Source organism: Streptomyces sp. NPDC088354 (genome assembly GCF_044753585.1).
Classification (GTDB): Bacteria; Actinomycetota; Actinomycetes; order Streptomycetales; family Streptomycetaceae; genus Actinacidiphila.
In genome coordinates this window covers 146,259-163,094 of record NZ_JBIVNJ010000015.1, presented here as the reverse complement: position 1 = coordinate 163,094, position 16,836 = coordinate 146,259, and the positions used below count along the sequence as shown (strand labels likewise).

At 71.1% G+C, this 16,836-nt stretch carries 21 protein-coding genes and 1 tRNA gene; 13 read left to right on the top strand and 9 right to left on the bottom strand.

Annotated features, from left to right (window positions below; all coding sequences use genetic code 11):
• The first annotated feature begins 109 nt into the window (after positions 1 to 109).
• The gene (locus tag ACIP98_RS22900) at positions 110 to 439 is read left to right on the top strand and encodes a hypothetical protein (protein WP_319664459.1); all 330 of its coding nucleotides are present in this window, start codon (positions 110 to 112) and stop codon (positions 437 to 439) included.
• A 10-nt stretch (positions 440 to 449) separates the two neighbouring features.
• Here ACIP98_RS22900 and ACIP98_RS22895 read toward each other — a convergent pair whose 3' ends face one another.
• Positions 450 to 1,043 carry an isochorismatase family protein gene (locus ACIP98_RS22895; protein WP_319664458.1) on the bottom strand — a complete coding sequence of 198 codons (594 nt, stop codon included), beginning with the start codon at positions 1,041 to 1,043 and terminating at the stop codon, positions 450 to 452.
• A 71-nt stretch (positions 1,044 to 1,114) separates the two neighbouring features.
• Complete coding sequence (locus tag ACIP98_RS22890) at positions 1,115 to 2,449, bottom strand: nicotinate phosphoribosyltransferase (RefSeq protein WP_401977694.1); 1,335 nt, start codon at positions 2,447 to 2,449, stop codon at positions 1,115 to 1,117.
• An 82-nt stretch (positions 2,450 to 2,531) separates the two neighbouring features.
• Between ACIP98_RS22890 and clpS the strand changes: the two genes are divergently transcribed.
• The 8 genes from clpS (at position 2,532) to ACIP98_RS22850 (ending at position 8,375) form a co-directional block, all read left to right on the top strand.
• A complete protein-coding gene (gene clpS, locus ACIP98_RS22885) occupies positions 2,532 to 2,843 on the top strand; it encodes an ATP-dependent Clp protease adapter ClpS (protein WP_319664455.1) in 312 nt (103 codons plus the stop codon).
• A 102-nt stretch (positions 2,844 to 2,945) separates the two neighbouring features.
• Complete coding sequence (locus tag ACIP98_RS22880) at positions 2,946 to 3,521, top strand: DUF2017 domain-containing protein (RefSeq protein ID WP_319664454.1); 576 nt, start codon at positions 2,946 to 2,948, stop codon at positions 3,519 to 3,521.
• 383 nt (positions 3,522 to 3,904) lie between these two features.
• Positions 3,905 to 5,338 carry an amino acid permease gene (locus tag ACIP98_RS22875; protein ID WP_401977692.1) on the top strand — a complete coding sequence of 478 codons (1,434 nt, stop codon included), beginning with the start codon at positions 3,905 to 3,907 and terminating at the stop codon, positions 5,336 to 5,338.
• A gap of 83 nt (positions 5,339 to 5,421) precedes the next feature.
• Complete coding sequence (locus tag ACIP98_RS22870) at positions 5,422 to 5,847, top strand: M67 family metallopeptidase (RefSeq protein WP_319664452.1); 426 nt, start codon at positions 5,422 to 5,424, stop codon at positions 5,845 to 5,847.
• A 66-nt stretch (positions 5,848 to 5,913) separates the two neighbouring features.
• A complete protein-coding gene (locus tag ACIP98_RS22865) occupies positions 5,914 to 6,018 on the top strand; it encodes a putative leader peptide (protein WP_319664451.1) in 105 nt (34 codons plus the stop codon).
• A gap of 128 nt (positions 6,019 to 6,146) precedes the next feature.
• On the top strand, positions 6,147 to 6,434 hold the full coding sequence (locus tag ACIP98_RS22860) for a MoaD/ThiS family protein (RefSeq protein ID WP_319664449.1): 288 nt from the start codon (positions 6,147 to 6,149) through the stop codon (positions 6,432 to 6,434).
• Positions 6,434 to 7,384, top strand: coding sequence for a cysteine synthase (locus ACIP98_RS22855; RefSeq protein ID WP_319664448.1), 951 nt, complete (start codon positions 6,434 to 6,436; stop codon positions 7,382 to 7,384). Before ACIP98_RS22860 ends, ACIP98_RS22855 begins: the two co-directional genes overlap by 1 nt.
• A gap of 238 nt (positions 7,385 to 7,622) precedes the next feature.
• On the top strand, positions 7,623 to 8,375 hold the full coding sequence (locus ACIP98_RS22850; RefSeq protein WP_319664447.1) for an MBL fold metallo-hydrolase: 753 nt from the start codon (positions 7,623 to 7,625) through the stop codon (positions 8,373 to 8,375).
• Between the two features lie 79 nt (positions 8,376 to 8,454).
• On the opposite strand, the gene ACIP98_RS22845 is transcribed toward ACIP98_RS22850, so the two are convergent.
• Positions 8,455 to 9,708: a PTS transporter subunit EIIC gene (locus ACIP98_RS22845; protein ID WP_401977689.1), complete on the bottom strand. Its 1,254-nt coding sequence runs from the start codon at positions 9,706 to 9,708 to the stop codon at positions 8,455 to 8,457.
• Positions 9,709 to 9,827: 119 nt separating this feature from the next.
• On the bottom strand, positions 9,828 to 11,153 hold the full coding sequence (locus ACIP98_RS22840) for a PTS transporter subunit EIIC (RefSeq protein ID WP_401977688.1): 1,326 nt from the start codon (positions 11,151 to 11,153) through the stop codon (positions 9,828 to 9,830).
• 139 nt (positions 11,154 to 11,292) lie between these two features.
• Here ACIP98_RS22840 and ACIP98_RS22835 point away from each other — a divergent pair, with 139 nt between their 5' ends.
• The 4 genes from ACIP98_RS22835 (at position 11,293) to rdgB (ending at position 13,457) form a co-directional block, all read left to right on the top strand.
• A complete protein-coding gene (locus ACIP98_RS22835) occupies positions 11,293 to 11,526 on the top strand; it encodes a PTS glucose/sucrose transporter subunit IIB (protein ID WP_319664442.1) in 234 nt (77 codons plus the stop codon).
• Positions 11,527 to 11,614: 88 nt separating this feature from the next.
• Positions 11,615 to 12,361, top strand: a complete 747-nt coding sequence (gene rph / locus ACIP98_RS22830) for a ribonuclease PH (protein WP_401977687.1) — start codon at positions 11,615 to 11,617, stop codon at positions 12,359 to 12,361.
• A 56-nt stretch (positions 12,362 to 12,417) separates the two neighbouring features.
• Positions 12,418 to 12,825 carry a hypothetical protein gene (locus ACIP98_RS22825; protein ID WP_319664438.1) on the top strand — a complete coding sequence of 136 codons (408 nt, stop codon included), beginning with the start codon at positions 12,418 to 12,420 and terminating at the stop codon, positions 12,823 to 12,825.
• A gap of 23 nt (positions 12,826 to 12,848) precedes the next feature.
• Positions 12,849 to 13,457: an RdgB/HAM1 family non-canonical purine NTP pyrophosphatase gene (rdgB, locus tag ACIP98_RS22820; protein ID WP_319664436.1), complete on the top strand. Its 609-nt coding sequence runs from the start codon at positions 12,849 to 12,851 to the stop codon at positions 13,455 to 13,457.
• Between the two features lie 46 nt (positions 13,458 to 13,503).
• Here the strand turns inward: rdgB and ACIP98_RS22815 are convergent.
• From ACIP98_RS22815 to ACIP98_RS22795, 5 genes are all read right to left on the bottom strand, one after another.
• Positions 13,504 to 13,578: transfer RNA gene (locus ACIP98_RS22815), tRNA-Leu, on the bottom strand.
• 12 nt (positions 13,579 to 13,590) lie between these two features.
• On the bottom strand, positions 13,591 to 14,469 hold the full coding sequence (locus ACIP98_RS22810; protein WP_401977685.1) for an HNH endonuclease signature motif containing protein: 879 nt from the start codon (positions 14,467 to 14,469) through the stop codon (positions 13,591 to 13,593).
• On the bottom strand, positions 14,470 to 15,045 hold the full coding sequence (locus ACIP98_RS22805) for an HNH endonuclease (protein ID WP_401977683.1): 576 nt from the start codon (positions 15,043 to 15,045) through the stop codon (positions 14,470 to 14,472).
• Between the two features lie 197 nt (positions 15,046 to 15,242).
• Positions 15,243 to 16,100, bottom strand: coding sequence for a fumarylacetoacetate hydrolase family protein (locus ACIP98_RS22800; protein WP_401977682.1), 858 nt, complete (start codon positions 16,098 to 16,100; stop codon positions 15,243 to 15,245).
• 35 nt (positions 16,101 to 16,135) lie between these two features.
• Positions 16,136 to 16,816 carry a YidC/Oxa1 family membrane protein insertase gene (locus tag ACIP98_RS22795; protein WP_319664433.1) on the bottom strand — a complete coding sequence of 227 codons (681 nt, stop codon included), beginning with the start codon at positions 16,814 to 16,816 and terminating at the stop codon, positions 16,136 to 16,138.
• Positions 16,817 to 16,836: the final 20 nt, after the last annotated feature.

Below are 16,836 nucleotides of genomic sequence, written 5' to 3'. Positions count from 1 at the left end.
TATCACGATCAAGGTCGGCCCGTCCCACAAGTGATCACGCATCGCTCGAAATGACCTGATCGGCCCCCGTCCCCTGGTGGACGGGGGCCGATCCGCAGATCATGTGCTCATGGCCAGTGGCGGGTTCACCAGGCTCCCGAGCGGCGACGTCATCGTCGCCCTCCGGCTGCCCTCGCCCGGTGGCACCCCGGACGACCACATACGGGTGATCGTCGTCTCCGCGAACCGGCAGCGCGCCCTGACCCGGTTGCGCAACCTGGGCTTCCGCACCGCCCGCCTGGCGGGCAACCTCGAGCCGCCCACCGGCGACGAGATCAACGCCGTCCTGCACCACCCCGACGGCCTGGTCTGGCGGCGCATCCCGGCCGCCCCCGCCGAAGCCTGGCAGTCCATCGCGGCCCTGCTGGGCCCGACCGCCCGGCGCCCCGCCGCACACTGACCCGCGGGATCTACGCCGCGCCCACGACCGGCTTGCCGGTCAGCTCCGCGCCGGCGGCCCGCAGCTCGTCCGTCGCCCGGTCCGTCGTCTCCCGCATCACCCCGGCCGTCAGGTCCAGCAGCACCCGGGTGCGCAGGCCCGCGCGGACCGCGTCCAGCGCGGTCGCCCGGACGCAGTGGTCGGTGGCGATGCCCACCACGTCGACCTCGCTGACCCCGTGCCCGCTCAGCCACTGCGCCAGGCCGGTGCCGTTCTCGTCGGTGCCCTCGAAACCGCTGTACGCGCCCGAGTAGTGGCCCTTGTCGAAGACCGCGTCCACCGCGCCGGAGGCGACCGCCGGGGCGAAGTTGGGGTGGAAGCCCACGCCCTCGGTACCGGCCACGCAGTGCACCGGCCAGGTGTGGATGTAGTCCGGCCGCTCCGAGAAGTGGTCGCCGGGTTCGATGTGGTGGTCGCGGGTCGCCACGACGTACCGGTAGCCGGCCGTGCCGTCCCCGATCAGGTCGGTGATCGCGGCGGCCACAGCGGCGCCGCCGGCGACGGCCAGGCTGCCGCCCTCGCAGAAATCGTTCTGCACGTCCACGACGATCAGTGCCCGGTGCATCAGGGATCCGTCCTTCCGTTGCTCGCGGTCCATCGACTGTACGGAGTGCGCCCTCTTCGCGGCAGGGCGCCTCAGTAGGTGACGTACTCCGTGGGCAGTGTCGGCTCGCCGCGGGAGAGCTGGGTGGCCGACAGCGGCAGGCCGGCGCGCGCCTCCACGTGCCGGGTGCGCGCGGCCTCCAGCGGCTCGCGGGCGACGACCTCGCCGCCGGTCACCAGCGGCACCAGCAGCTGCCGGTCGGCCAGCGCCGCCGGCACCGGCCCGGTCCCGACGACCTCGGCCTCCGCGACGCCGTCGGCGTCCAGCCGGCGCGCCGCCCACTTGCGGCCGCCGACGCTGGTCTTGCCGCCCATCGACTTCTTGGCGACCGGCACCAGCGGGGCGTCCGGGGCGTCGGAGGCGGCGCGGGCGACCAGCTTGTAGACCATCGAGCAGGTCGGGTGGCCGCTGCCGGTGACCACGGAGGTGCCCACGCCGTACGCGTCCACCGGAGCCGCCGCCAGCGAGGCGATCGCGTACTCGTCCAGGTCGGAGGTGACCACGATCCGGGTGTCCTTGGCGCCGAGGTCGTCCAGTTGCTGCCGCACCCGGTGGGCGAGCAGCAGCAGGTCGCCGGAGTCGATGCGCACCGCGCCGAGCTCAGGGCCGGCGATCTCGACGGCCGCGCGGACCGCCTCGGCCACGTCGTAGGTGTCGACCAGCAAGGTGGTGCCGCGGCCCAGCGATTCCACCTGGGCGGTGAAGGCGTCCCGCTCGTTGTCGTGGAGCAGGGTGAAGGCGTGCGCACTGGTGCCGATGGTGGGCAGGCCGTACCGGAAGCCGGCGGCCAGGTTGCTCGACGACACGAAACCGCCGACGTAGGCGGCGCGGGAGGCGGCCACCGCCGCCAGTTCGTGCGCCCGGCGGGCGCCCATCTCCATCAGCGGGCGGCCGCCGGCGGCCACGGCCATCCGGGAGGCGGCGGCGGCGATGGCGCTGTCGTGGTTGAGGATCGACAGCACCACGGTCTCCAGCAGCACCGCCTCGGCGAAGGTGCCCTCCACCCGCAGGATCGGCGAGCCGGGGAAGTACACCTCGCCCTCGGGGTAGCCGAGGACGTCGCCGCGGAAGCGGTAGTCCGCCAGCCACCTCAAGGTGGCGGCGTCCACGACCCGCTCGCGCTCCAGGTAGCCGAGGATGCCGTCGTCGAAGCGGAAGTTCTCCACCGCGTCGAGCAGGCGCCCGGTGCCGCCGACGACCCCGTAGCGCCGCCCCTCGGGCAGCCGGCGGGTGAACACCTCGAACACCGAACGGCGGTCGGCCGCGCCGCTGCGCAGCGCGGCCTGCAGCATGGTCAGCTCGTACCGGTCGGTGAAGAGCGCGGTGGAGGGGACGGCCACGGGCAGCCCCAGGTCTGCAGAGCTCATGGCCAGGATGCTACCCCCAACTCTCGTCAGAGTGACGATTTCTCGGAGGCCGGTTTCCCTGCGGGCGGGATCTGGTGACAGCATGGGTGCCGTGAGTGTCGCCCCCGCAGAGATCGAACGGACCGAGTCGAGCGAGGCCCCCTTCGAGGCGCCGTCCCCGGACGTTCCCTGGGTGACCGTCGTCCACAACGACCCGGTCAATCTGATGAGCTACGTGACCTACGTCTTCCAGGCGTACTTCGGCTATCCGAAGGACAAGGCCACCAAGCTGATGCTCGACGTCCACCACAAGGGGCGGGCCGTGGTCTCCAGCGGCACCCGCGAGGAGATGGAACGTGACGTGCAGGCGATGCACGGGTACGGGCTGTGGGCCACGCTCACCCAGGACCGCTGAGCACCGCACGGCGCGGTGGCACCGCCCCGCGGAGCACCGCACGCAGACAACCACCACCATCGAGCACCACCGCCGAGCACCATGAGGACGGCTGAGACACACATGCCCGGGTACTTCGAGTCCACGCCCGGTGGCACCGCCGCCGTCGCACTCGACGAGGTCGAGATCTCCATCCTGCGCAACCTGGCCGTTCAGCTCCTGGAGCTGATCGGGCCCGGCGACGGCGACGGCGGTACCGACGACGGCGGTCCGGCCGACCCCTTCGCCGGACTCTTCGAGGACGGCCCGACCAAGCCCCCGCGGGACCCGGCCCTGGCCCGGCTGTTCCCCGACGCGTACGAGGAGACGGCCGACTCCGCGGAATTCCGCCGCTTCACCGAGAACGACCTGCGCGCCCGCAAGCGCGGCGACGCCCTCGCGGTGGTCCGCAGCCTCGACGCGCTCGACCCGGGCCGGCGCGGGGGAGCGGTGCTGACCCTGGCCGAGGCCGGGGCGCTGCAGTGGCTCGGAACCCTCAACGACCTGCGGCTGACCCTGGGGTCCCGGCTGGAGGTCACCGACGACGAGGAGAACGAGCTCTACCACCTCCCCGACTCCGACGAGCGCAAGCCGCTCGTCCTGGCCTACCTGTGGCTGGGCGGTCTGCAGGAGAGCCTGGTGGCCACCCTCCAGGTGTGACCGGGGAGCCCGCGGATGTGACCGGGGAGCCCGCCGAGCGGGCTCCGCTCGCCCCGCGGCCGTCCGCCGTACCCCCGCCGCACCCCTCGCCGTCCGCTCAGAGGACGCTCAAATCCGGATAACGATCGCGACACCGCGACCGGCCGCATTCCCATTCGGCGCACCTTTTGTCCGCCTCCGCCTGTGGCGTGTGACACATTTGCGCTGCGTGCCCGACGCCCGCCCCGTGATACGAATCCTCGACCACCGGCCGTGACACCACCCACGTCGCGGTCGGTCGCGTGGCCGGTCGACCCCGGCGTGCACCTCCAACCATCCGGGGGGATCGGAGCCCGTTCCGAGCCGTACACGGCCGGCCGGGCATGGAGAAAGGCACAGCAGACATGACCTCGACGCAGGTCGAGCACGAGTCCGGCAGCGGGGCCGAGGGAACCGCGACCACGGAGGGCTACAAGCGGGCGCTGAACGCCCGCCAGGTCCAGATGATCGCCATCGGCGGCGCCATCGGCACCGGCCTCTTCTACGGCTCCAGCACCGGCATCGCGAACATCGGACCCAGCCTGATCGCCTGCTACGCCGCAGCCGGCGTGGTGATCTTCTTTATCATGCGGGCCCTGGGCGAACTCCTGACCTACCGCCCCACCTCCGGCAGCTTCGCCGACTACGCCCGCGAGTTCTTCGGGCCGTTCGCGGGCTTCGCCACCGGCTGGTCGTACTGGGCGCTGTGGGTCACCGCCTGCATGTCCGAGGTCACGGCCGCGGGCGCGTACCTCAACTTCTGGTGGCCCGCGATCCCGGTCTGGTCCACCGCGGCCGTCGCGCTGGTGGTGCTCTTCGTCGCGAACCTGGTCTCGGTCAAGCTCTTCGGCGAGCTGGAGTTCTGGTTCTCCACCATCAAGGTCACCGCCATCATCGCCATGATCGTCATCGGCGTCGGCGTGCTGACCTTCGGCTTCTCCGCGGCCGGCGACACCGCCTCGGTCACCCACCTGTGGGCCGACGGCGGCTTCGCGCCCCACGGCGCCTGGCAGGCCATGCTCGCCATGCAGGGCGTCATCTTCGCCTACCTCGGCGTCGAACTGGTCGGCATCACCGCCGGTGAGGCCGAGAACCCCAAGCAGACCCTGCGCAAGGCGATCAACACCCTCCCGGTCCGCATCGGCATCTTCTACGTCGGCGCGCTGATCGTCCTGCTGTCGGTCTTCTCCTGGACCAAGTACACCCCCGGCGTCAGCCCGTTCGTCCAGGTCTTCGCCCAGGTCGGCATCCCCGGCGCGGCCGGGATCATGAACTTCGTGGTCCTCACCGCCGCCCTGTCCTCGTGCAACTCCGGCATCTACTCCACCGGCCGCATGCTGCGCGGCCTGGCCGTCAACGGCGAGGCACCCCGGACCATGGGCAACCTCAGCGGCCGGCGCCTGCCGCTGCCCGCGCTCGTCGGGTCCACCCTGGTCATGGGCATCGGCGTGATCGTCAACGTGGTCTCGCCGGGCAAGGCCTTCCTCTACATCACCTCGGTCGCCACCTGCGCGGGACTGTGGACCTGGATCATGATCCTGGCCGCGCACCTGCGGTACCGGGCCAGGGTCCGCACCGGGCTGCTGCCCGCCTCCGACTTCCGGATGCCGGGCGCGCCCGTCACCAACTGGCTGGCCATCGCGGCCCTGGTGCTGGTCGTCGTCCTCATGGCGATCAACGCCGACACCCGGCTCGGCCTGTACGTGTGGCTCGTGTGGTCGGCCGTGCTCGCCGTCGGCTACCAGGCCGCCAAGCGGCGCAACCGCACCGACGCGCCGCTGGCCCTCGCCCAGGAGTAGCCGCCCGCGGCCCGGTTCGGGGCCGGCGTCCGCGCAGAGGCCTCCGTACCCCCGTACGGGGGCCTCTGCTTATCCTGACGACCATGCTGACCCTCACCCGTGCCCTGCACGACGCGCTCGTCGCCCACGCCCGTGCCGACCACCCCGACGAGGCGTGCGGCGTGATCGCGGGACCGGCCGGCAGCGGCCGGCCCGAGCGGCACATCCCGATGCTCAACGCGGCCCGCTCGCCCACGTTCTACGAGTTCGACTCCGGGGACCTCCTCAAGCTCTACCGCGACCTGGACGACCGCGACGAGGAGCCGGTGGTCATCTACCACTCGCACACCGCCACCGAGGCCTACCCCTCGCGCACCGACATCTCCTACGCCAACGAACCCGGCGCGCACTACGTGCTGGTCTCCACCGCCGACACCGACGACGCCGGGCCCTTCCAGTTCCGTTCCTTCCGGATCGTGGACGGCGAGGTCACCGAGGAACCCGTCGAGATCGTCGACGCCTACATCTGAGACAGCGCGGTCCGCATCATGGGACGACCGTCTCTGACGGCAGGGGGGAATCGATACGATGACCCCATGGTTCTCCACGACGTGAGCGACAAGGCGCCGGGCACCCTGCTCGTGGCGCGGCTGTACGTCGACTTGTGCCGCCTCGCCGGCGCGGCATGTCCCCGCCCCTGACGCGCCGGCCGCACCCCGCTCGCGCGCTCCGGACCGCCCACCGGACCCCGTCCGCGGGGCCGCGCGCACCGGGACGCCGCCGCACCGCCGTCCGCACCACACGACGCCCCTTCCGACTGGAGCCCCGCATGGCCATCGAGGTCCGCATCCCGACCATCCTTCGCAGCTACACCGGCGGCGCCAAGGCCGTCGACGGCAGCGGCAGCACGATCGACGAGCTCCTGACCGACCTCGACAGCCGCCACGCCGGCATCCGCGAGCGCATCGTCGACGAGAACGCCGCGGGCCGGCTGCGCCGTTTCGTGAACGTGTACCTCAACGACGAGGACGTCCGCTTCCTCGACGGCATCTCCACCAAGCTGACCGACGGCGACAGCGTCACCATCCTCCCCGCCGTCGCCGGTGGAATGTCCTGATGCGGTACGACAGCCCGCTGGCAGCCGTCGGCAACACCCCGCTGGTACGGCTGCCGCGCCTGTCCCCCTCCGCCGAGGTCGGCGTCTGGGCCAAGCTGGAGGACCGCAACCCCACGGGCTCGGTCAAGGACCGCCCGGCCCTGCACATGATCGAGCAGGCCGAACGCTCCGGTCGCCTCACCCCCGGCTGCACGATCCTGGAGCCCACCTCCGGCAACACCGGCATCTCGCTGGCCATGGCCGCGAAGCTCAAGGGCTACCGCATGGTCTGCGTCATGCCCGAGAACACCTCCTCCGAGCGGCGCGAACTGCTCACCATGTGGGGCGCCGAGATCATCCCCTCCCCGGCCGCCGGTGGGTCGAACACCGCCGTGCGCGTCGCCAAGGAACTCAGCGCGCAGCACCCCGACTGGGTGATGCTCTACCAGTACGGCAACCCCGACAACGCCGGCGCCCACTACGCGACCACCGGCCCCGAGATCCTCGCCGACCTGCCCTCGATCACCCACTTCGTCGCCGGGCTGGGCACCACCGGCACCCTCATGGGCGTCGGCCGCTACCTGCGCGAGAAGGTCCCCGGCGTGCAGATCGTCGCCGCCGAGCCGCGCTACGACGACCTGGTCTACGGACTGCGCAACCTCGACGAGGGCTTCATCCCCGAGCTCTACGACGAGTCCGTCCTCACCACCCGCTTCTCCGTCGGCTCCGCCGACGCCGTCCGCCGCACCCGTGAACTCCTCCAGCAGGAGGGCATCTTCGCCGGCGTCTCCACAGGAGCCGCCCTGCACGCCGCGCTCGGCGTCGCCCGCAAGGCCGAACGCGCGGGCGAGCGGGCCGACATCGTGTTCGTCGTCGCCGACGGCGGCTGGAAGTACCTGTCGACCGGCATCTACACCGCCGAGTCCACCGAGGCGGCGGTCGCCGCCCTGCACGGCCAGCTCTGGGCCTGAGGCCTCACGCACCACACCCTCGCGGCGCCCCCGTCCCGGCGAAGTTCCGGCGACGAGGGCGCCGTACTGGTGATTCCGCCCACAACGGGGCTCCGCAGAGGAGCACGCGCAGCCCGTGCGCCTTACGCTCAAGAACACATGGCGGGTCGCTCCCGCCCTCCCCCCATTCCCCTACGGAATGGGGCATCGTGGCGCGCCAACGCAAGACCCCCGGAACAATCCACGGAGGTTTCTGCACATGAAGCTCACCGTCGTCGGCTGCTCGGGGTCGTTTCCGTCCGCGGACTCGGCCTGCTCCAGCTACCTCGTCGAGGCCGACGACTTCCGGTTGCTGCTCGACATGGGCAATGGCGCCCTCGGCGAGCTGCAACGCCATTGCGGTCTCTACGACCTCGACGCCGTCCTGCTGAGCCATCTGCACGCCGACCACTGCATCGACATGCTCGGCTACTTCGTCGCCCGCTACTACCGCCACGAGGGCGGCCCCGCCCACGCCATCCCCGTCTACGGACCGGACGGCACCGAGCGCCGCCTCGCGAGCGCCTACGGGGACGTGCCCGACGAGAAGTGCATGAGCGAGGTCTTCGACTTCCGCACCCTGGAACCCGGGGCGTTCCGGCTGGGCCCGTTCACCGTCACCGCGGACATGGTCAGCCATCCCGTCGAGGCCTACGGCTTCCGCATCGAGCACGCGGGCCGCACCCTCACCTACTCCGGTGACACCGGCCGGAGCGACGCCCTGCTGACCCTGACCGAGGGCACCGACCTCTTCCTGTGCGAGGCCTCCTTCACGCACGGCAAGGAGGACATCCCCGGCCTGCACCTCAACGGCCGCGAGGCCGGCGAGTACGCCGACCGCGCCGGCGCCGGCCGCCTGGTCCTCACCCACATCCCGCCGTGGACCGACCCCCAGGTCAACCTCGACGACGCCCGCGCGGTCTACGACGGCCCGGTCGAGCTGGCGAAGGCCGGCGCGGTCTACGAGATCTGACCTCACCCGGCCCCCCGGCACGGGCGAGGCCCCCGCAACCCGGTCGGTTGCGGGGGCCTCGTCCGTACGGGCGCGGTCGCTACGCCTTGGTGAGGTCCTCGACCTCTTCCTCGGGCTCGCGGCCCGGGGTGGGGAGGTTGAACTTCACGATCGCGAAGCGGAAGAGCACGTAGTAGATCACCGAGAAGCACAGGCCGATCGGGATGATCAGCCATGGCTTGGTCGCCAGGTTCCAGTTCAGGATGTAGTCGATGGCGCCGGCCGAGAAGGTGAAGCCCGCGTGGACGCCGAGCGCCCAGGTGACCGCCATCGACACCGCGGTGAGCACCGCGTGGATGGCGTAGAGCAACGGCGCGATGAACATGAACGAGAACTCGATCGGCTCCGTGACACCGGTGACGAAGGAGGTCAGGGCGAGCGAGAGCATCATGCCGAGCACGGCCTTGCGGCGCTCGGGGCGGGCCGTGTGGGCCATGGCCAGGGCCGCGGCCGGGAGGCCGAACATCATGATCGGGAAGAAGCCGGACATGAACTGTCCGGCGCTGCCGTCACCGGCGAAGAACCGGGTGAGGTCGCCGTGCACCACGGTGCCCGCGGAGTTGGTGAAGTCGCCGAGCTGGAACCAGGCCACCGAGTTCACGAACTGGTGCATGCCGATCGGGATCAGACCACGGTTGATCAGGCCGAAGAGCGCGGCGCCGACCGAGCCGAGCCCGGTCATCCACTCGCCGAAGTTGCTGATGGCGTCGCCGATGGGCTCCCAGACCAGACCGAAGAAGACACCGACCAGGGTGCCGACGAAGGCCATGATGATCGGGACGAGCCGGCGGCCGTTGAAGAAGCCGAGCCAGTCCACCAGCCGGGTGCGGTGGTAGCGCTGCCACAGGAGGGCGGCGAGCAGGCCCATCACGATGCCGCCGAGCACGCCCGGGTTGTTGTACGTGGCGGCGATGTCGGCGCCGCTCTGGACCTTCGCCTCGGTGACGGGGAAGGCCTTCAGGACGTTGCTGTAGACCAGGAAGCCGACGAGGGCCGCGAGCGCGGTGGAGCCGTCGGCCTTCTTGGCGAAGCCGATGGCCACGCCTATGCAGAAGAGCATCGGGAGGTTGTCGAAGACGGCGCCGCCCGCGGTCGCGAAGACGGACGCCACCTTGTCCCAGCCGAGGCCGTCGGCCCCGAAGACATCGGGCTGACCCAGGCGGAGCAGGATGCCCGCCGCCGGCAGGACGGCGATCGGCAGCTGGAGGCTGCGGCCGACCTTCTGCAGGCCTTGGAAAAGGCCGGAGCCCCGCTTCTTCGCCGCGGGAGCCGCCGTCGTGGTGGCGGTCGTCATGGAGTTCCTCCTGGTCTGAACCACTCAGTGGTGTAGACCAGTCTTAACATGCACTTGACGCGCAGAGGAACGTTTGGCTCCGTGTGGTCTAGACCACAGTTCGGAGGGTGACGCCTCCGCTACGCCTTGAGGTTGTCCCGTGTCATCTCCTCCGCGACCTCCTCCGGCTCCCGCCCCGGCGTCGCCAGGTCGAAGCGCGTGATCACCAGCCGGAAGAGCACGTAGTACACCGCCGCGAACACCAGCCCGATCGGGATGATCAGCCACGGCTTGGTCGCCAGGGACCAGTTGACGACGTAGTCGATGAGACCGGCCGAGAAACTGAAACCGTCGTGCACCCCCAGCGCCCAGGTGACCGCCATCGAGACCCCGGTCAGCACCGCGTGGATCGCGTACAGCGCCGGCGCGATGAAGAGGAAGGAGTACTCGACCGGCTCCGTGATCCCGGTGACCAGCGAGGTCAGACCCACCGACAGCATCAGGCCGCCGACCTCCTTGCGGCGCTCTGGGCGGGCGCAGTGCGTGATCGCCAGCGCCGCGGCGGGCAGCGCGAACATCATGACCGGGAAGAAGCCCGACGTGAACTGCCCCGCCGTCGGGTCGCCCTGCAGGAACCGGTTGATGTCCCCGTGCACGACCTGGCCGTCCGGCTTGGTCCAGTCGCCGAACTGGAACCACACGAAGACGTTCAGGAACGTGTGCAGTCCCACCGTGAGCAGCGCCCGGTTCGCCACACCGAAGATGCCCGCCCCCCACGACCCCAGATCGCTCAGCCACTGGCTGAAGTTCGTCAGACCGCTCCCGATCGGCGGCCACACCCACAGCGACAGCGCCGCGAAGACGATGGCCACGAAGGACATGATGATCGGGACCAGCCGCCGCCCGTTGAAGAAGCCCAGCCAGTCCACCAGCCGCGTGCGGTGGTAGCGCTGCCAGAAGAAGGCCGTCAGCAGCCCGATCACGATCCCGCCGAAGACCCCCGGGTTCTGGTACGCGGCAGGGGCGGCCGCCGCGGGCGTGCCCGGCGGGATGCAGGCACCGCTGATCATGCTCGCCTGCACGAACACCGTCCCCCTCGGGCAGTCCTGCGGGAACTGGTGCAGCACCCCGTAATAGACGAGGAAGCCCACGACCGCCGCCAGCGCCGTCGAACCGTCCGCCTTCTTCGCCATGCCGATCGCGACACCGACCGCGAACAGCAGCGGCAGCCCCAGCGAGCCGTCCAGCAGCGCACCGCCCGCGCCGGCGAACACCCTCGCCACGTTGTCCCAGCCCAGACCCTCGGCGCCGAACACATCCGGCTGCCCCAGCCGGTTCAGGATGCCCGCCGCCGGCAGCGCCGCGATGGGCAGCTGCAGGCTGCGGCCCATCTTCTGCAGTCCCTGGAAGAGCGTGCCCGTCCACCTGCGGCCGGGGCGCGGACCTGCGGCGGCGTCCGAGCTCATGGGCACTACCTCCTGGCGGTAATGTGGTGTAGACCAGTTGAGGCGCGGCTGCGTCAGAGATGCATCCCCGCAAATGCGGTCCACACCTGCACTACCGTGTGAAATCGGACCGAACGGCCGAGACAACCAGGAGCTACAGATGGCCAGCAAGGCAGAGAAGATCGTCGCCGGGCTCGGCGGACTCGACAACATCGAGGAGATCGAGGGCTGCATCACCCGACTCCGCACCGAGGTCGCCGACCCCTCCCTCGTCGACGAGGCCGCGCTCAAGGCCGCCGGCGCCCACGGCGTCGTGAAGATGGGCAACGCCGTCCAGGTCGTCATCGGCACCGACGCCGACCCCCTCGCCGCCGAGATCGAGGACATGCTCTGACCTCGGCCCGCCGGACCTGATCACCCGCAGGGGGCCCGTTCCGCAACCGGCACGGGCCCGCGGTTCACTTACGGCTAGGCTCGTCGCCATGTCTCGTATCGACGGCCGCACAGCCGACCAGCTCCGCCCCGTCACCATCCAGCGTGGCTGGAGCAAGCACGCCGAAGGATCGGTGCTCATCTCCTTCGGCGACACCAAGGTCCTCTGCACCGCCTCCGTCACCGAGGGCGTGCCCCGCTGGCGCAAGGGCAGCGGCGAAGGTTGGGTGACCGCCGAGTACTCCATGCTCCCGCGCTCCACCAACACCCGCGGCGACCGCGAATCCGTACGCGGCAAGATCGGCGGACGCACCCACGAGATCTCCCGCCTCATCGGCCGCTCCCTGCGCGCCGTCATCGACCACAAGGCACTCGCCGAGAACACCGTGGTCCTCGACTGCGACGTCCTCCAGGCCGACGGCGGCACCCGCACCGCCGCCATCACCGGCGCCTACGTCGCCCTCGCCGACGCCGTCACCTGGATGCACGGCCGCAAGCTGCTGCGCGCCAAGGCCCAGCCCCTGAACGGCACCGTCAGCGCGGTCAGCGTCGGCATCATCGACGGGGTGCCCATGCTCGACCTCTGCTACGAGGAGGACGTCCGCGCCGAGACCGACATGAACGTCGTCTGCACCGGCGACGGCCGCTTCGTCGAGGTCCAGGGCACCGCCGAGGGCCAGCCCTTCGACCGCAAGGAGCTGGCTACCCTGCTCGACCTGGCCGTCGGAGGCTGCGTCGAACTCGACGCGCTGCAGCGCGCGGCACTCGAAGAGATCGAACAGATCACCAAGGGCTGACCAAGAAGCGGTCCGGGGAGTGCAACCCGGCAGCGGTGCGGTGCGTGTTCAGTGACATGCAGCCACGCACCCGCCGCCGCCTCGCCGCACTCGCCGCCGCCACCGCACTCGGCGCCGCCGCCCTCACCGGCTGCGGCGCCGCCGACGCCGTCAACGCCGTCGACAAGGCCCTCGACTGCGCCACCGTCGCCGCCCAGGTCGCCGGCGACGTCCAGAACCTCCAGAACGCGGTGAGCAACGCGGGCAACGACCCGCAAGGCGCCGCCACCGCGCTCGACCAGATCGCCGACCACCTCGCCACCCTCGGCGACAAAACCGGCAACGCCGACGTCACCAAGGCCGTCGACGACCTCCAGAAGGCCGTCGACAACGCCCGCACCGCCGCCGACGCGGGCAAGACCCCCGACCTCACCCCCGTCGCCGACGCCGCCGCCGGGCTCTCCACCGTCTGCACATCCGGCTGACGGGCACCGGGATAATCGAGACCATGCCGCACACCCGCCTGGTCCTCGCCACCCGCAACGCCCACAAGGTCGCCGAGCTCCACGCCATCCTGGCCGACGCCGGGCTCGGCGTGGAACTCGTCGGCGCCGACGCCTACCCCGAGATCCCCGACGTCAGGGAAACCGGCGTCACCTTCGCCGAGAACGCCCTCCTGAAGGCACACGCCCTGGCCCAGGCCACCGGCCTGCCCGCCGTCGCCGACGACTCCGGCCTCTGCGTCGACGTCCTCGGCGGCGCCCCCGGCATCTTCTCCGCCCGCTGGGCCGGCAAGCACGGCGACGACCGCGCCAACCTGGACCTCCTCCTCGCCCAGCTCTCCGACATCGACCACCCCCACCGGGCCGCCCACTTCATGTGCGCCGCCGCCCTCGCCCTCCCCGACGGCACCGAACACGTCGTCGAAGGCCGCCTCCTCGGCACCCTGCGCTTCGAGCCGCACGGCCCGAACGGCTTCGGCTACGACCCGATCCTCCAGCCGCTGGGGGAGTCCCGCACCTGCGCCGAGCTCACGCCGGACGAGAAGAACGCCATCAGCCACCGCGGGAAGGCGTTCCGGGCGCTGGTGCCGGTGGTGCGGGAGTTGGTGGGGTGAAACGACGGAGGGCGCGGCACCTCGCAAATGCCGCGCCCCTCAGCGGTGGGCCCGGTGGGACTCGAACCCACGACACACCGGACCTAAACCGGCGTCCTCTGGCCAGCTGGGATACGGGCCCGCTGCGCCAACTCTACTGGCTGGGACGGCTCACCTGCCCGGTCAATATGCCTCGACCGCCCCGCCGGGCATAGGTGGCGGTCTGGCTGTGGCAGGAGGGGCACAAGTACCGGAGATTGCCGATCCGGTTGTCGAGCCGGTCCCCGTTGATGTGATCGATCTCCAACGCGATGGGCAGGCCCTGCCACACGGGCCCCGTGCCGCAGAGGCCGCATTCGTAGGCCACGCCCTTTTCCCCCAACGCACGGTGGAGCAGACGGCGGCTGGTGCGCGGGCTGTCGGGGGCGAGCAGCCGCAGGATCTCCTCCGCAGGCTTGCGCCTCTGTGACGGGATGCCGCGGGCGTGCGCCTGCCCCGTGAAGTGCGCGATGGACAGCCCCTGCTCCGCGATGGCTTGCTTGATTCTCGTTCTGGACGTCCCGTTGTCCGCCAGGCCGAGGTTCCGGACCACGCCCGCGAGGCTCGCCGACGCGGCGACTGCGGCGCGGAGTTCGTCAACGCCGAGGGAGCGGGGCTTGCTGGTCACCGGCTGTGCGAAATGGGACGTGTCCACGCCGAAATGAGCCAGCCTGCGTGCGATGTGCCGGTAGGCGCTGTCGTACGGGGCCACGTCCAAGTGCTCCAGGAGCTCCCGGATGGAACCGCAGTGTGACGCGGCCTCATCGAGGATCTCCTTGGTGTACCTGCGCGGCTGCTTGCGGGGCAGCGGTTCGTCGACGAAGTGGCCCGTGTCGATGCCGTAGTGCTTCAGCCGTCCGCGCAAGTAGCGGAGTGGGCCGCTGCCGAGGGGCTGGCCGAGGCGCCTGAGCATGTCGACCACGCTGCGGGACTCTGCCGCACAGGAGGCGAGGGAGGCCCGGGTGTAGCCCGGGCTGTCGTAGAGGCGCGACATCTACCGGACCGCCCCTCGGCGCTTACGGCCGCGGTATGTGTCGGTGGCCGCATGGCAGTTGGGGCAGAGTAGCCGCAGATTCTCGGGGCGGTTGTCCCACCAGTCCCCGTTGACGTGGTCGACTTCGAGGCGCAGCGGCCTGCCGTTCCACCGCGGCCCGGTGCCGCACATCGCGCAGATGTCCCGGACGCCGCTGCCGAGCAGATGCCTGCGCAGCCGGGCGCTGGGGATCCGTCCGTCGTCGGGTGCGCCGCGGGTCAGCCGGTCGCGCAGGGGGATTCCGGCGCGCCGGCCGCCGGGGTTCGGGACGAAGTGCGAGGTGTCGATGCCCAGCCGTGCGATGCGCCGGCCGATGTGTGCCTGGTTGCCGCCGACCGGGCTGATACCGAGGCGTCGTACGACCTCCGCGATGCTGCTCGACTCCTGGACGACGGCTCGTAGCCGCCGCTCGGTGTGGCGAACCCCTTCCGGCTCGAAGTGCGCGTGGTCGATCTCCCAGGCGGTGAGCAGCTTGCGGAGGTAGGCGCGGCTGCCGTTCGTGGGTGTCCCGCCGAGTGTGGTGATCGCCTCCGACAATGACCGGCAATCGGCAACCGCTCGCTCGACGAGTTCCCGTGTGTACCTGATGCCCACATATCCCCCATGCGATCTGGTGTTGCACTTTCGCACGGAATAACGACCCGTTCGTACGACGGTTACGCCGCCCGGGGAATATGCCAGGGGCGCCCGGCGCAGTACGTGCGCCGGGCGCCCCTCGGGAGCCGGGAGGAGGTCTACGCGTCCTTGAGGACCTGGCGCTGGCGGCCGAGGCCGTCGATCTCGAGCTCGACCACGTCGCCGGCCCGCAGGTACGGCTTGGGCTCGGGGCGGCCCAGGGCGACGCCGGCCGGGGTGCCGGTGTTGATGACGTCGCCGGGGTAGAGGGTCATGAACTGGCTGAGGTAGCGGACGACTTCGGCGACCGGGAAGATCTGGTCCGCGGTGGTGCCGTCCTGCTGGAGGGCGCCGTTGACCCACAGCCGCAGCCCGAGCGCCTGGGGGTCGGGGACGTCGTCGGCGGTGACGAGCCAGGGGCCGAGGGGGTTGAAGGTCTCGCAGTTCTTGCCCTTGTCCCACTGGCCGCCGCGTTCGATCTGGAAGGCGCGCTCGGAGACGTCGTGGGCGACGGCGTAGCCGGCGACGGCGGCGAGGGCTTCCTCGGCCGAGGCGGCGTAGCGCAGTTCGCGGCCGATGACGACGGCGAGTTCGACCTCCCAGTCGGTCTTGAGGCTGCCGCGGGGGACGAGGACGGTGTCGTCGGGGCCGACGACGGTGTCGGGGGCCTTCATGAAGAGGATCGGCTCGGTGGGGACGGCCGCGCCGGTCTCGGTGGCGTGGTCGTGGTAGTTGAGGCCGATGCAGACGATCTTCCCGATGCCCGCGAGCGGGGGGCCCGTGCGCAGGTCGTCGGCGTCGAGGACGGGCAGGGTGCCGGCCGCGGCGGCCTCGCGGACGCGGTCGAGGGCGACGGGGTCGGCGAGCAGGGTGCCGTCGATGTCGGGGGTGAGGGAGGACAGGTCGCGCAGGACGCCGTCCTGGTCGAGAAGGGCCGGGCGTTCGGCTCCGGCAGGGCCGACTCGCAGCAGCTTCACGAGACTCTCCGGTGGGTCGAGGGGAGGCGGTTGGTTCATTTCCGATGGGGACGGTCATCGGAGGTCTTGGGTGATCCTCCAGCGGAGGGGGCGTCGCCCGCAACCCCCTTCCCATGGTGTGGGCGGTGCAGCCAGGCGCGCTCGGCGGCGGTCCAGGTGGTGGACGTGGCGAGGTAGAGCCCGGCGGCCGGCGGCATGATCGCGGCGGGGACGAGGGTGGCGAAGGAGAGCAGCGGCAGGTGGCGGGCGAGCCCGGTGGCGTCGGGGGCGGCCTTGCGGGCGCGGCGGTAGGAGAGCAGGGCGACGGCGGCGACGACCGCGAGGACGGCGGCGTGGACGGGTGTGCCCCAGTGCGCGCCGAGGTCGGTGCCGTAGGCCGCGTGGTAGAGGACGAAGAAGGCCGGCAGTTGGAGCAGGGTGGGCAGGATGCCGGCGAGGGGCGAGGTGCCTTCTGCGGTATGGAGTGCGGCCAGGGCGCGCTGGAGTTCGCGGGGGTCGCGCTCGTGGGCGCGGCGGAGTTCGGCGATCCGGGGGGCGAGGGCGGCGCGGGCGCGTTCGCCGCGTGCGGCGGCCCGGGCGAGGGGGTGGAGGGCGAGTCGCACCAGGACGGTGAAGGCGACGACGGCGGCTGCCGGGGCGGCGGCATGGCCGGTCAGCGGGGCCAGGAGGCCGGTGAGGGAGTTCAGGGCGTGCGGGAGGTGCGGGAGTACGGACATGGTGGCGGGAACCCTCCGCG